Here is a 15,352-nt window from a genome sequence, read left to right as displayed (position 1 = left end):
TCGGACACTACTTAGTTATGCTAGACTAAAGCATAAGTCATCATCACCATTGATTGAAACGTCGAGGAGGCACAGCATGGGGCTGCAGTTTATTTTAGGTGACGCAACAAGGGATCATGCGCAAACCATGGCGACCATGATTCAAGAACAACTCGCTGCTGATCCGCAAAATCAGATTTTCTTTTTAGTGCCCAACCATATTAAATTCGAAGCAGAAATCGATCTTCTCAAACGCCTGCGCCAATTGCAACAAGGCGAGATGGATGCATATGCTCAGAGTCGGGTGCAAGTACTGTCATTTTCGCGGCTGGCCTGGTTTTATTTGAAAAATACGCCGATTTATCAACAACCACGGCTTGATCAGGCAAGCAATACCATGTTGGTTGCCAAAATTCTGGCTGATCGGCAAGAAGATTTAACCATTTATGCCGGTGAAGCGCAACACACCGGCTTTGTGACGCAACTTGCCGATCAATTAAGCGAGTTGATGATCGGCCGTATCACTGCTGAAGATTTGATGCATACGGTATCAGCCTTGGCTCCCGGTGATCGGCATCGTGCGAAGTTGCGCGACTTGGGGATCATTCTTGATCAGTACGAAGCCGAAATCGGCCCTTATGCCACGACCGCAAGTTTACTGAGTGGCTTGCAGCAAGCTATGCGTACGCAGGATTTAAGTCATACGTTTATCTATCTCAATCATTTTAACGTGTTTTCTGCATCTGAGTCTGCGTTAGTCGAAACCACGCTCGAAACGGCTGCCGAAGTGACGATCGGGTTAGTACTGAATAAGCCATATCCGCTTAATCCACCAGTTGCTCCTAACTTATTTTTACCCGCTGGCCGGCTTTACCAAAGACTTTATCAAAAGGCAAAAGCATTGCGAGTTCCGGTTCGCCCGGATCGGTTTGCGGCACCCCGTCAAATCAGTCGTGGCATGCAGCAAGTTGCAAATTGGTGGGAAGCAAATACTGATTTACAGCCACGATCAGTTTCGAATCCAGAAACGTCCGAGCAAATTCATCTGGCAATTGCAACCGATCCGTATCAGGAGCTTCGGCATGTGGCTCAGCACATTTATCGTGCGGTTCGTCACGGTGCGCGTTATCGAGATTTCCTGATTTTGGCACGACGACTGGAACCCTATGCAACCGTGATTCCAGCAATTTTTGCTGAGTTCTCGATCCCACATTTTACCGATTTACAGCGACCGATGAAAGACCATCCGTTAGTTGTCTTAATGGAAAGTCTGTTTGCGATTCAAAAACACGATTACCAGTATCAGGATGTCATGCGTCTGCTGCACACAGAACTATTGCTGCCGAAAGGAATGACACTGGCCGAATTCCGAGATGCTGTTGACACAACGGATAATCACTTGGTTCGGACGGGCATTGCTGGTAAGCGACGGTGGACACAACCAGCTGCATGGCGCTATTTTCAACGCAATCCCGACGCCGATGACCCACAGATGGATCCGGAAGCTGCTAAAACCGCGCAGATCAATGCCATTAAAACGTTAATCTCCCAAACCGTACCAACGTTGCTAAAACAGTGGCAGACCGCGAAAACAGGAGCGGAGGCTGCAGGCAGCCTGTATCACTGGTTGGATACAAATGGCGTCGTTGATCAACTGCGCTCTTGGCGGCAAGCTGCCAGTGACGCGGGTGATCTGACCCGCAGCCGCGCGCATGAGCAGGCGTGGATCACTTTTACGGCGTTATTGGACGACTATGTCACTATTTTGGGTAATGCTAAATTCGACCGCGATCAGTTTCACGAATTGCTCGCGGCTGGATTTGCCAGTGCTACGTATACTCAGATTCCGGCGACGCTTGACGCGGTTGTCATCTCCGAAACCGGTTTGGTGCGGTTAGCGAAGACAAAACATGTATTCGTCATTGGCGCAACCAATACGGCCATGCCGGATGTTCCAACCGATGACGGTGTGTTGAACAGTGAAGAACGCCAATTGTTGGCTGCCCAGCTCCCGGATGATCGTTTCTTGCCTGAACAGGGACCGGCAACGACTTTAGGCGATCCATTTATTAACTACCTAGGCTTTATGGCAGCGTCAGACGAATTGACGTTGAGTTATCCGGTCCAAAACCCCCAAGAGAACAGCGAGAATCAGGCCTCACCTTATTTTCAGCAAATGGGAACCGCACTGCACCTAACACCAACCCCTTGGGCGCCGGTTTCGCTGACAACGCCAGTCGAAACAGTCTTAGGCAGTCCGCGGGCAATGTTGAGTGACTTTGTGCGCGCCGCGGGTAATGCCCAACAACAAAAACTGCCCTTGAGTCAAGCGTGGCAAAGCGTTTTGGTGGCGCTGAAACAAACCGATTTGGCAACATTATCCCGCCGCCTCGCCGGTAGCTTAACCTACCAAAATGATCCAGGACACCTTGATCCGGATTTAGCCATCAAACTTTACGGGCGGGATATGAATGTCTCGGTTTCCCGGCTTGAAACGTATTATCTCAATCACTTTGAATATTTTCTCAAGTATGGCTTGCTCTTGCAACCGCGTCCGGAGTTTGAACTTTCACCAGCCGACACAGGCAGTCTGTTCCATGCGGTACTGGATCGATATTTGACCCAACTACGCGACGAGCATGTGGCACTGGCAGATGTTGACCCAACCGCCATCTCTGCTGCGGTTCCGTCACTGGTTACCGACATCGCTCAACAACCAGGATATGAGATTCTTGGCAGCACCAATCGGATGACCTATCTGACCAAACGTTTAAGCCGTCTGCTGATCCAAGTATTGGTCAACATGCACCAGCAACAACAACGCAGCGGTTTTCGCCCAATGCGTACCGAATTACAATTTGGACGAATCGGGGACACCAAAGGCTTGCCGGGGTTATCCTGGCCGTTGCCGCATGGTGGGCGCGTCAACGTTCGCGGCAAAATCGATCGCTTAGATGTTCATCGCGAACCGAATGCACGCCGCTTTATCATTGTTGACTATAAGAGTACCCAGCATCGATTTAACGACAGTGATGCCTATTACGGGATTGCTTTGCAAATGTTAACGTATATTGAAGCCATGACGAACGTTCCTGTCGACCCGCCGTTTGTACCGGCCGGGGCATTATATTTCCATCTTCAAGATCCGACACTTCAATACACGCCGACGTTGGAACCGGTTATTGAGCGCCTCAAGAAATTCAAATATCTGGGTTTTCTGGTTGCCAATAGTGGTGACGAACTGGCCGCGGTTGACCGCACGATTTCACCGGAAAGCGGCGGCGCCAGCGAGGTTGCTCCGTTGGGGTTTAAAAAGGATGGCAGCTTCAATCGTAGCCAATCGAATATTTTAACGCCGGATGATTTACGCGCTTATTTGGCCCACAATCGAGCTCTGATTATCGATGCCGCCACTCAGATTCTGGCTGGTAACATTGACCTGGCACCTTTTCAATACGGTCAATCCTCAGAAGTCGTCAGCCGCAGTGATTACCAAAGTATCATGCTTTTTGATCCGGCAACCGGCTTTGACCATTATCATCATGTTCCTAAATTAAAACGGAAAGATGTCGTCAACCGCCTCACAACGGACCATAGGCAGACACCAGATTCTAAAAAGGAGAAACCGCAATCATGACGCATTTTACTTCATCTCAACAAGCAGCGATTGATCATCACGGACATGATGTGCTGGTCTCTGCTTCCGCCGGCAGTGGTAAAACAACGGTGTTGGTTGAACGGATTATTCAAAAAATCCTCAAGCAGCATGCTGATATTACCAGAATGTTGATCGTCACGTTTACCCGCGCAGCAACTGCCGAAATGCGGACCAAAATTCAATCAGCTTTAAAACAGACACTGACGCAAAAACGGCACGAACTCAATGCTGAAGATCGCCGCCATTTAGCCAATCAAATTGCATTGGTGAATGCTGCTAAAATCAGTACCTTAGATGCCTTTAGCCTGCAAATTGTCCAAACCTATTATTATGTCATCGATCTTGATCCCGGTTTTCGATTACTCACGGATGAAACGGAACGTTACATGTTGCAGGAACGCGTTTGGAATGACTTACGCGAACAATTCTATGCTGGTGACGATGCTGCCGCCTTTGAACAGTTAACGGCCAATTTTAGCGGCGACCGCGACGATAGCGGCTTTCAGGATTTGATGTTTGAGTTAATGCGTCAAGCTGCGGCAACGACAGATCCCGAAGCCTATTTGCATCAATTAGCCGAACCGTATGCACCCGAGGCATGGGAGCAAACCTTCAACACCCAGATCTGGCCGCGGATGAAACAGAAATTACTGCAAATGACCACGGATCTCACCCAAGCAGCAGCCCTAGCCGATCAATTACCTAACCCAATCTGGCATCGCCAAATCGACGCTGATCTGGCACCACTGCAACATTTATTGGAAAATACAGCCCCGACTTATGACACAGTCCGCGACGTTTTGGCCGATCATCAATTTGAAACATGGTCGAACGCCAGGAAAGGGCTTGATGACAACGATAAAGCAACCAAAAAAGCGGCTAAGCAGTTACGCGATGCGGCCAAAACCATGTGGCAAAAACAAGTTGCGCCGGAGTTTGCGCTGACAAGCGAACAAATCAAGGATCTGCTACAGACAGTTCAGCCAATGATGGAAATGTTGACAAAAGTGGCGCGACAGTTTTTGGCAGCCCTAACCGCTGAAAAAGCAGATCGCCACGTCCAGGATTATAGCGACATCGCCCACAACGCGTTACGGATTCTGCAGCAACAAGATCCCCAAACTGGTGCACCGATTGCCGAGAATTATCGTGCCAGCTTCGATGAAGTGATGGTGGATGAATATCAGGATATCAGCCCGCTGCAAGAAGCACTGCTTGCTGCCGTTAGCACAACTGACCCCGGTGATCGCTTTATGGTGGGGGACGTTAAGCAAAGCATCTATGGCTTTCGATTAGCAGATCCGCAATTATTCATTCACAAATATCAGTCTTTCGCCGATCAACCCAGCGATCCTACCGCTCCCGAACGGATTATTCTGGCAGAGAACTTCCGCTCCACCAAGAACGTGTTAGCATTCACCAATCTTATTTTCAGCCAGATCATGGATCCCGAGGTGGGGGACTTAAGCTATGATGATCGTGCCGCTTTGAAGTATGGAGCCGTGGATTACGGCGAATGCCATCCAGCGGTTAAAATGCTGTTATACAGCAAGGCAACATCTGATGAGGATGATGACGAAATTGACGCACCTGATTTACCTGAAAGCGAAGACGATGATGAGCCTTTAGATGTCGCCACCGGTCAAACCCAAATGGTCATTGCCAAGATTCAACGGTTGGTTGAAAATCCGGAAGCGAAGTTATGGGACCGGAAGAAACAGGGTTACCGCCGAATCCATTATCGTGACATCACCTTGTTAACCCGACAAACCACGCAGAACAGTCTGATCCAAACACAGTTTGCCGCAGCCGGCGTGCCGCTGTTTGTAGCGGATACGAAAAACTTCTTTAAAACCACTGAACTGATGGTAATGCTTGCAATGCTTAAGATTATTGACAACCCCAAGCAGGATATTCCATTAGTTGCGGTTTTGCGTTCGCCGATAGTTGGCCTATCAGCGGATCAGCTAGCACTCATTCGCCTGGCAGCCAAACAAGTTCCATACTATGATGCGGTCACTGCCTTTTTGGATACGACACCGTCCACGTCGTTAGCCAAGCAGACACATGCAACGCTGACACAATTTTTCCAACAATTAAAACATTTTCGTGACCTTGCACGGGAAAACGACCTTGTGACTTTGTTATGGGCGATTTATCAAGAAACGGGTTTTCTCGATTATGTTGGCGGAACCCCCGGGGGGAGTCAGCGTCAGGCCAATCTGCAAGCTTTGATTGATCGAGCCCAAACATACGAATCAGGCGGATTTAAGGGCCTGTTTGCCTTTATTCATTTCATCACTCTCATGCAAAAACAGGATCAGGATCTTGCCACACCGGCGCAAGTCGATCCAGATCAAGACGCGGTTAGATTGATGACGATTCACAAAAGTAAAGGCCTTGAATTTCCGGTCGTTTTTGTCATGCAAACTAATAAACATTTTAATCGATGTGATCAACGTGGCGCGGCCATTTTGACCAAAAATGGCATCGGCGTTAAGTGGTTGGATCCGGAAACCCGAGTTGAATATGAGTTGCCACAATATCAGGCCGCAAAAGCCGCTCGTCAGAATCAGATGCTTGCTGAAGAAATGCGGCTACTGTATGTTGCCTTAACTCGCGCTCAGCAGCGCCTATACGTTGTTGGGGCAACGATGAGCGGACAGCAACTCACATCTGCCGACAAAACGGTGGCAAGATGGGCTAAAGAAGCTGAAGGCGAAGAACTGGTACTGGCTCCCCAAGTTCGCAGCGCGGCAACGAATTACCTGGATTGGATCGGTCCGGCACTGATTCGCCATCCCCAAGTCGAAGGTTTAGCCGAAACCACCGTGAAGCCGGCTCTCATCGGCGATCCAACCGAATTTGCCATTGAAATTGAAGTTAATCCGCAAATCAAACCGGCGATCACTACCACAAAGTCGGCTCCGTCTGAAACGCCTTCGCTTGACTTAAGCAGCTGGTTTAAGCAGCAGTATCCATATCAGGCCGCTACCACCACGGCCGGCTTCCAAAGTGTTTCTGAAATCAAACGCGCCTTCGATGATCCCGATACGATGGAACTGGTGAGCGCCGATCGGTTTTTGGGACCACAACCGCCACTAGGAGATTTAACTGCACCGGTATTTCTGACCAAATCGGCAGGTGGCGTCAGTGCGACTGCTGTCGGCACAGCAACCCATTTGTTGTTGCAGTTGGTAGACCTGACACATCCAGTGACGCATACAAGTCTCGATGAACTACGAGGCCATCTGATAACCACGGGCGCCATCTCTAAGGAAGTAGCTGCCCGCATTGACTTGTCAACATTAGTGCGCTTTTTTGCGACTGACTTGGGTCGTCTGATGCAGGCCAAACCGCAGCAGGTTCATCGGGAAGTGCCGTTTTCCATGTTGTTGCCGGCAGATCGGTTATTTAAAGGCATGAGGGATGATCCCGGCGAAGATGTTCTGATTCACGGGATCATTGACGGTTATGTCAGTGATACCGATGGGGTGACACTTTTCGATTATAAAACGGATCACGAACCTAATCCCGAAGTATTAGTGGCGCGTTATCGCGGTCAACTGAACCTTTATGCGCAGGCGCTAACCCGACTACAAGCCAAGCCGGTTAACCATCGTTACCTGGTTTTGTTGCGGACCGGTACGATTGTTGATTTGGTGGCGAATCCAATCGGGAAATAGTATGATAAACGCAGTATGTTTAGACGGGAATGGATAAAAATTTATGAATGCTGACACCACGTTTGCTGTGGTCGATTTGGAAACAACCGGCACCAGCGTCAAAGATGGCGACCGGATGATTCAGTTCGGATGCGCCTTATTGCGCCATGGCAAAATCATTCAAACAATTTCACAAATGGTTAATCCTGATCGCTCGGTACCGCAAACCATTCAACGGCTGACGGGGATTAATCCCGATCGATTAGTCGCAGCCCCGTATTTTGACGAGGTGGCACCGGTCTTACACGATTTGCTGACAAACACGGTTTTTGTCGCGCATAACGTTAATTTCGATTATCCATTTTTAAATGCGGAATTTGAACGGGTCGGTTTACCAAAATTGCAACTGGAAGCCATTGATACCGTTGAACTGGCGCAAGTTTTGCTGCCGGAAATCAGCAGTTTTCGCCTGAGTGATTTAACTGCCTATCTTGCCATTCAACACGATAATCCGCATCAAGCCGACAGTGACGCGATCAGCACCGGAAAATTATTATTAAAATTAACCAAAAAATTTCAGAAATTGCCTAGTCCGACCCAGCAAGCGCTGATTCGGCATCGCGGCGGTTTTATTCGGGAAACCGGCAATTACCTCAATCTGATCGCGACACCGCTAAAACCGCTTCAAAAAGCCTATGTTCAAGTCGGTTCGCTGGTATTGCGGCGCCCCGTGACACCGACAACTGACTTTGCAATTTCAGGAGCTTATCCGGCAACCGACTTAACTAAAAAGCATCTGTTGCAACCGCGTTATCGGTTTCGCAAAGCGCAGGCTAAAATGATGGATGCCATCTTTGCGCATACGCATCAACCTGAGCAACCGTTATTTGTAGAAGCCGGTACAGGGTTAGGGAAGACGTTAGGCTATTTATTACCTTATGCTTACGCTGCTACCCCCGAGCACAAGTTGGTGATTGCAACGCCAACTTTAGTTTTGCAAACCCAGCTCATGCACAAAGCCATTCCGGCACTTAACGACTTGCTGGGGCGCACGGTGCCAAGTGTGGAGGTTAAAAGCCCGCAACATTACCTTGATCTAAATAAATTTGCTAACAGCCTGCATCAGGAAGCCCCGACACGACAGACCCAGTTACTGCAAATGAAATTACTGGTTTGGCTGACGCAGACAACAACAGGTGATTTGGATGAGTTGCATCTAACAACTTATCGGGCGCCGTTATTTTTGCAGATTCGGCATACCGGCGATGTCGGAACGCCATTTACCAATCCGTTTTACACGTTGGATTTTTATCGGCGGCTACAGACGGCCATGGACGCAGCGGTGATTGTGGTGACAAATCATGCCTTTCTGTCGCGTCATGCCGAGCAACTTGCTGATGGGCATCCGTTTTTAGTGATCGATGAAGCACAGCACTTTGCGGATAACACGGCAGCAGCATTTGCTCAACATACAGCGTTAGGCCATTTGCGCCGCCAGTTGCGGCATTTATGGCAGTTAAGCGATCCCGATGAGTCTCACGCCTTAGTTGCGATCTATCAAAGTGAGCCAGCGATGCAACTCATTTTGCAGCAACTACATCAGTTAACGGAAACGGCCCAAACAATCGTCACGGCTTTGCAGCAAGACGTTTACCGGCACTTTTTCCACGGTAAAACAACGGCGACATCCGGTTTTGTCAGCTTAAGTCTGGATCCAGCCGCTGTTGACTGGCTGCGTCAAACCCAGTCAGACAAAGTTAAACGGTTAATCAAAGTCCTAGGTCGGCTAACAGTCACAGCTGATAAGTTGACATCTGATTTTAATCAACGCCCGCGGTTCTTTTTAAAAAGTGACGGTCAACGTTTTCAGGCACTGGCGGCATTGCGCATGGGTTTGGCTGATCAACGTGCGCGATTGCAGGAAATGCTTCGGCGGTTACCGGAACTGATCAACGGCCGGGCTGCAGTTGCGTCAATCACCTTAAGTCAAGTGAAAGATGTGGCAAGTTTAGGCTTAAGTTGGGATGTTTTTCAGGTCGGCGCCGCGGTGCAACAGTTACTTCGTCAATTTACGGCACCGGTTTTTGTCGGCGCAACATTGATGGCTTCCCGATCCTTTGATTTTTTAACTCGTCAATTAGGCTACCGCGAGTTGCCGGAAACGAGTTTCCTAAAACTTCGCAGCCCTTTTCATTATCGCGATCAGGCCAAAGTGTTAGTGGCAACCGATGCGCCAAATGCCAGTGAGGTTTCTGCGTCAGCGTATGCAGACTATCTTGCTCAGGCAATTGAGCAGCTAGCCGATAATCACCACCAAACGATTGTCCTGTTCAACTCTCTGACCATAATTGAAGAGGTTTATCAGCGACTGGTTCATCGACCCATTGCCGACCACAAAGAACTGTTAGCGCAGGGCGTGACCGGCTCGGCGGAAAAAATTGCCAAGCGCTTTGCAGTCGGCGAACAGAGCTTATTGCTGGGCGCAGCGAGCTTCTTTGAAGGCATCGACTATCCTGATCGATTACTCGAAATGGTCATCTTAACCCGATTACCATTTGACGCACCGGAAGCACCTATCACGAAGGCACGCTATGCCCAAATTAAAGCAAACGGCGGCGACCCTTTCACCGACGATGCACTGCCACGTGCAACCCTCCGCCTACGTCAAAGTTTCGGTCGCCTCATCCGCACCGAAACCGACCGCGGCGCCTTCGTCATCCTGGACCCACGCTTCATCACCACGCAATACGGCAAAAAGATGCAAAAATCCTTACCGAATATTAAACCAATGACCATGCCCTTAAACGACATGCAGGCGTATATTGGAATGTGGTTAAGAGCGTGAGCAAGCCCGGTTAGAAGCCGGAGCATAAGTGGCCTCAGCCTTAAATGGCTGGGCTTTGGCCATTTAAGGCTGAGGCCCTTATGTGCAGGCTTCTGGGCTTGCGAACGCGTTTAAGCAGCATCGGCCAACTTACCCAAAAGATCTTTTCCAAACTCACCTGCACTCACACCCGACAAAGGAGGGAACAATCCATGCGGCGTCATCGACGTTTTGATTGGCTAAAATTTTCCTTGATCAGCAGCCTCATCGTACTCATCATCGCTGTTATCGGTATTTATGCTAGAAGTATTTCGCCTTATCAGCAATTACGCAGCCAAGCCGAACGAATTGCCACCAATCGGGCCGATCTGAAAACGATTAACGGCTTTTGGTGGTATAACCGCGATAAAAGTTACCTAAGCGTTGCTGGACAAACGCAAAAGAACAAGTCCGTCTATGTCGTCATTCAGCAAAAAACCGGCAAAGTCGATATCTTAAACCAAAAATCCGGCATCACCCGGCAACAGGCAATTCAACAAGCGACTAGTGCCAATAATCCGAAGAAGATTTTAAACGCTTCCTTAGGTAAACGTGGTTCGGAATTCGTTTGGGATATTGGCTATCTGTCAAAGTCTGGTAAACTGAATTACGTGACGTACAGTTTTCGCAGCGGCGAACAGCTGAACGCGATCAAAAATCTATAAATTAGCATGATTCGACATCCTGAGAGGTGTCGACACTGTAGGAGGCGCCCTCGTGCATTTAGCAAAAAGAATCCTCAACGTTGCACCATCTGCGACATTAGCATTAAGTAATCAGACTAAGGAACTGAAGGCAAAAGGCGCTGATGTCATTGACTTATCAATCGGTCAGCCGGATTTTCCGACACCAAAAGCCATTGATGATGCGGCAGTTACTGCCATTCAAGCCGGTAATGCCAGCTTTTATACGGCAGCTACCGGTATTCCGGAATTAAAACAGGCTATCAGTGATCGAATTTTTGCTCAGGATGGGGTTCGCTATCCGGCGCGCCAGATCGTTGCGACCACTGGGGCCAAATTTGCTTTATACGCCTTATTCCAGATTTATCTGAACCCGGGCGATGAGGTGTTAATTCCTGTTCCGTATTGGGTTTCCTATGAGGAACAGATTAAATTAGCCAGCGGTATTCCACACTTGGTCATGCCAGCAGTTGGCCACAAAGTTAGCGTTGATGATCTTGAAGCCGCGCGAACGGAAAAAACGCGCGCATTGATCATCAATTCGCCGCAAAACCCAAGCGGTGTCGTCTATAATCGCACTGAATTAACCTTAATTGGCAACTGGGCCTTAAAGCATGACATTCTGGTGGTCACTGATGATATTTATCGAGATTTGATTTACAACGGCACATCCTATACATCTATGATCAGTATTGATCCTGACATCGCAGATAATACCGTTCTAGTTTCAGGGGTTTCCAAATCTTACGCCATGACCGGTTGGCGAATCGGCTATGCGGCGGGTCCAGAAAAGCTTATACAAGCAATGGCAACCTTCATTAGTCACACCACCTCTAATCCGGCAGCCGTTTCCGAATACGCTGCAGTAGCGGCGCTTACCGGTGATCAAACCGTTGTCAAAAAGATGCGCCAGGCGTTTGAAGAACGGCTCAATCTTTTTTATAATCTGTTAGCCGAAATTCCGGGTTTTGAAATGGGTGAGAAACCACAAGGCGCATTTTACCTTTTCCCGAATATTAAGCGGGCAGCGCAATTAAGCCATTATGGAACCGTTGATGATTTTATCAGCGCACTGCTGAATGAAACCGGGGTTGCGATCGTTCCGGGCCGCGCCTTTGGAATGCCGGATCATGCGCGAATTAGTTATTGTAAAGATCTTAACAGTCTGCGTGAAGCAGCACGGCGCATTCAGGAATTTGTACGGAAATAATTTTATACTTTTAAAATGGGGAGTTAAGGCATGACCGAAAAGATTCGCATTATTGATGCAAAGGAACATGTAAATGAAGAAGTGAAAATCGGCGCGTGGTTGACTGATAAACGAAGCTCGGGCAAGATTGCTTTTCTTCAGTTACGCGATGGCTCGGCGTATTTTCAGGGTGTTGTTTCTAAAGCCGATGTGTCTGATGAAGTTTTCAAGCTTGCCAAAGAATTACGCCAAGAATCCAGCATGTGGATCACCGGCGTCATTCATCAAGACAGTCGCAGTCATTTTGGCTACGAAATTGAAATTCACGATATCGAAGTTGTCGGTGACTCTGAAGATTACCCGATTACCCCTAAGGAACACGGAATTGAATTTTTACTGGATCACCGTCATCTTTGGCTACGATCCAAGCGACAATTTGCGATTCAACAAATTCGTAACGAAATGATCCGGGCGACGTTTGAATTTTTCAACAACGAAGGCTTTATCAAGATGGACCCGCCAATTCTAACCGACTCGGCACCAGAAGGGACAACAGAACTGTTCGAGACCGATTATTTTGATAAGAAAGCTTATCTCAGCCAATCCGGCCAACTGTATGCTGAAGCAGGCGCCATGGCTTACGGCAAAGTCTTCACTTGTGGACCCGTCTTTCGAGCGGAAAAAAGCAAGACCCGCCGTCATTTGACCGAGTTTTGGATGATCGAACCGGAAATGGCCTTTTGTCATCAGGAAGAAAGTCTCAAGGTTCAGGAACGTTACGTTGCTTACTTAGTTCAGGCAGTCTTAGACAACTGCACTTATCCGCTGCATTTGCTCGGTCGTGATCCTGAAGTCCTCAAACAATACACCAAGCTCCCATACCCACGCATCAGCTATAAAAAAGCCATCGAAATGCTGCAGGATGCCGGAATGAACGTTAAGTATGGTGATGACTTTGGCTCGCCAGAAGAAACCTATCTGTCGGACCAATTTGATCAGCCAGTGTTTGTTTTGAATTATCCAAAAAACATCAAACCGTTTTACATGCTGACAGATCCCGAAGATCCGCAGCAATATGTTTGTGCCGATATGTTGGCACCTGAAGGCTATGGCGAAATTATTGGCGGTTCCGAACGTGAAACCGATTATGACACGTTAAAGGCTGCCATCGAAAAAGCCGGGCTTGATTTAGATGAATATGAATGGTACTTAGACCTGCGCAAGTATGGATCCGTTCCGCATTCCGGTTTTGGTTTGGGTCTGGAACGAGCAATTACCTGGATCTGCAAGCTGGATCACTTGCGCGAAGCCATCCCGTTTCCACGTATGATCAATCGTTTGAAGCCGTAATGGCACGCAAAAGTCGGACGCCAACGCGCCGGCTTTTTTGGAGGAACTCAAGCATGACTGATTTAAGGACTTACATTGAAGCTGGTCAGTTTAGCGTCTCGAACTTGCTGTTTGATCATTATGCGGCATTAGGCTTGACACAAACCGAGTTTCTAACGTATCTTTTTTTGGATCAATGGCAATCTAAGCATCATCAGGCTCCGGATCTTAAAGTTTTGGCCACCCAGATGAATGTAGCGCCAAATGTGATTTATTCAGCTATTGAGACACTGATTCAAAAAAAGGCGATGGTACTGGAGAGCATTCCCGACAATCAAGGCAGGATGCGCGATTATTATGATCTGAGTTCGTTACTTGAAAAGGTATCCAGTCGTGGACAAGCCAACAATACGGCGATGGTTCAACCCAATACCGACGCACAAACCAATGTCTTCAATCAAATCGAAATTGAATTTGGGCGGCCGCTTTCACCGATTGAGCAGGAAATGATTCGCGATTGGTTAAACACCGATCATTATCTGCCGGAGGTCATTTTATTGGCATTACGCGAGGCGGTTTTGAATTCGGCGTACTCACTGAAATATATGGATCGCATTTTGCTTAACTGGGAACGACGTCATCTCAAGACTGCCCAACAAGTTCAAGCTGATATTAAGCGACATCAGGAACTTTAGATTCACTATCAAAACACATCATACTTTTAGCAGATAAAAGCACTGAGAGCTAACTAGGAGGACATTCATGACGGACGCAGAGGCGAGGCAATTGTTTGACCAAATCATGGCACTTTATCCAGATCCCGAACCGACATTACACGCAGCGAATCCGTTTGAAATTTTGGTCGCGGTAATGTTGTCGGCACAAACGACGGATGTGGCTGTCAATGCCGTGACGCCGGCATTATTTGCAGCTTATCCGAACCCGGAAGCGATGGCTGAAGCACCGGTTGAAGCGATTGCTGAAAAAATCAGCCGGTTGGGATTATATCGGACGAAAGCGGCTCATCTAAAAGCGCTCAGTCACATTTTGGTTCATTCCTACGACGGGCAGGTTCCGGCTGATGCTGCAGATTTAGTCAAATTGCCCGGGGTTGGTAAGAAAACAGCCACCGTGGTGCTAAGTGATGCGTTCGGTATCCCGGGTGTGGCCGTTGATACGCATGTTAGTCGGATTGTCAAAGGTTTGGGATTGGTTTCACCCAAGGCAACGCCAGTTCAGATTCAGAAACGCTTAGAAGACTTAATGCCAAAGTCCACGTGGATTAAATTGCATCGCAGCTTAATCCGTTTTGGCCGTGAACATCTGCGAGCCCGTGATCCACAAGTGCCAAAAGGTTCCGAGTGGTCATTTCTGGCGGAGCATTACGCGCCACTTAAGGAGGCAGCGAAGAATTGACAGAAAAAATTGTACCATCTAAACGAACGGTTCATCGCGAAAGCTGGGATCAGTATTTTCTCGAACTTGCGCAAAAAGTTTCGGAACGATCGACCTGTGAGCGAGCCACTGTTGGCGCGGTTTTGGTACAGGAACACCGTATTATTGCCACGGGTTATAACGGTGCCATCAGTGGTGACCCGCACTGTGATGAGGCAGGACACTTAATGCGCGACGGCCATTGTATTCGCACGATTCACGCAGAAATGAACGCGATTATCCAATGTGCGGCCAATGGTGTCAGTACCCACGGCGCGACCGTTTATGTGAACTTCTTTCCATGCCTGAACTGCACCAAGGCTTTGATTCAAGCAGGGATCAAGCGCATTGTTTATGCACATGACTACCACAATGACTCATATGGCGAAGCGTTGTTGCGGCAACATCATTTGGACGTCTTGCACCTGGCACCACTAGATTAATGTCGCAAAAAAGTCCCGATGCTTGATGCAGACACATCAAGCATCGGGACTTTTTACATGAAGTGTAAACTTGAACAGGCGCAAAATTTGATCATGCTTCCAAGTCAAA

General features: G+C 48.3%; 9 protein-coding genes. All 9 read left to right on the top strand.

Annotated elements, in window-relative coordinates; all coding sequences use genetic code 11:
• The first annotated feature begins 76 nt into the window (after nucleotides 1–76).
• The 9 genes from BVJ53_RS08835 to BVJ53_RS08795 all read left to right on the top strand — a co-directional run bounded on the left by BVJ53_RS08835 (nucleotide 77) and on the right by BVJ53_RS08795 (nucleotide 15,243).
• Nucleotides 77–3,616: a PD-(D/E)XK nuclease family protein gene (locus tag BVJ53_RS08835; protein WP_129302095.1), complete on the top strand. Its 3,540-nt coding sequence runs from the start codon at nucleotides 77–79 to the stop codon at nucleotides 3,614–3,616.
• The gene (gene addA, locus BVJ53_RS08830; protein ID WP_129302094.1) at nucleotides 3,613–7,323 is read left to right on the top strand and encodes a helicase-exonuclease AddAB subunit AddA; all 3,711 of its coding nucleotides are present in this window, start codon (nucleotides 3,613–3,615) and stop codon (nucleotides 7,321–7,323) included. The genes BVJ53_RS08835 and addA overlap by 4 nt, the downstream gene beginning before the upstream one ends.
• 43 nt (nucleotides 7,324–7,366) lie before the next feature.
• Entirely contained in the window at nucleotides 7,367–10,147 is a 2,781-nt protein-coding gene (locus BVJ53_RS08825) for a helicase C-terminal domain-containing protein (RefSeq protein WP_129302093.1), read from the top strand.
• A 191-nt stretch (nucleotides 10,148–10,338) separates the two neighbouring features.
• Complete coding sequence (locus BVJ53_RS08820) at nucleotides 10,339–10,830, top strand: cell wall elongation regulator TseB-like domain-containing protein (protein WP_129302092.1); 492 nt, start codon at nucleotides 10,339–10,341, stop codon at nucleotides 10,828–10,830.
• A 52-nt stretch (nucleotides 10,831–10,882) separates the two neighbouring features.
• Complete coding sequence (locus BVJ53_RS08815; RefSeq protein WP_129302091.1) at nucleotides 10,883–12,058, top strand: pyridoxal phosphate-dependent aminotransferase; 1,176 nt, start codon at nucleotides 10,883–10,885, stop codon at nucleotides 12,056–12,058.
• Nucleotides 12,059–12,088: 30 nt separating this feature from the next.
• A complete protein-coding gene (gene asnS / locus BVJ53_RS08810; RefSeq protein WP_129302090.1) occupies nucleotides 12,089–13,387 on the top strand; it encodes an asparagine--tRNA ligase in 1,299 nt (432 codons plus the stop codon).
• A 53-nt stretch (nucleotides 13,388–13,440) separates the two neighbouring features.
• Entirely contained in the window at nucleotides 13,441–14,061 is a 621-nt protein-coding gene (locus tag BVJ53_RS08805; RefSeq protein WP_129302089.1) for a DnaD domain-containing protein, read from the top strand.
• A gap of 67 nt (nucleotides 14,062–14,128) precedes the next feature.
• The gene (nth, locus tag BVJ53_RS08800; RefSeq protein ID WP_129302088.1) at nucleotides 14,129–14,782 is read left to right on the top strand and encodes an endonuclease III; all 654 of its coding nucleotides are present in this window, start codon (nucleotides 14,129–14,131) and stop codon (nucleotides 14,780–14,782) included.
• A complete protein-coding gene (locus BVJ53_RS08795; protein WP_129302087.1) occupies nucleotides 14,779–15,243 on the top strand; it encodes a deoxycytidylate deaminase in 465 nt (154 codons plus the stop codon). Before nth ends, BVJ53_RS08795 begins: the two co-directional genes overlap by 4 nt.
• Nucleotides 15,244–15,352 lie beyond the last annotated feature (109 nt).

This window comes from Lacticaseibacillus chiayiensis (assembly GCF_004123795.1).
GTDB lineage: Bacteria > Bacillota > Bacilli > Lactobacillales > Lactobacillaceae > Lacticaseibacillus > Lacticaseibacillus chiayiensis.
This window is presented reverse-complemented; position numbering and strand designations above follow the sequence as displayed.

Excerpts from the sequence above, each read along its gene's own strand:
- asnS (WP_129302090.1), top strand. The coding sequence starts at position 12,089 with ATGACCGAAAAGATTCGCATTATTGATGCAAAGGAACATGTAAATGAA.
- nth (WP_129302088.1), top strand. The coding sequence starts at position 14,129 with ATGACGGACGCAGAGGCGAGGCAATTGTTTGACCAAATCATGGCACTT.
- BVJ53_RS08835 (WP_129302095.1), top strand. The coding sequence starts at position 77 with ATGGGGCTGCAGTTTATTTTAGGTGACGCAACAAGGGATCATGCGCAA.
- BVJ53_RS08805 (WP_129302089.1), top strand. The coding sequence starts at position 13,441 with ATGACTGATTTAAGGACTTACATTGAAGCTGGTCAGTTTAGCGTCTCG.
- BVJ53_RS08820 (WP_129302092.1), top strand. The coding sequence starts at position 10,339 with ATGCGGCGTCATCGACGTTTTGATTGGCTAAAATTTTCCTTGATCAGC.
- addA (WP_129302094.1), top strand. The coding sequence starts at position 3,613 with ATGACGCATTTTACTTCATCTCAACAAGCAGCGATTGATCATCACGGA.
- BVJ53_RS08825 (WP_129302093.1), top strand. The coding sequence starts at position 7,367 with ATGAATGCTGACACCACGTTTGCTGTGGTCGATTTGGAAACAACCGGC.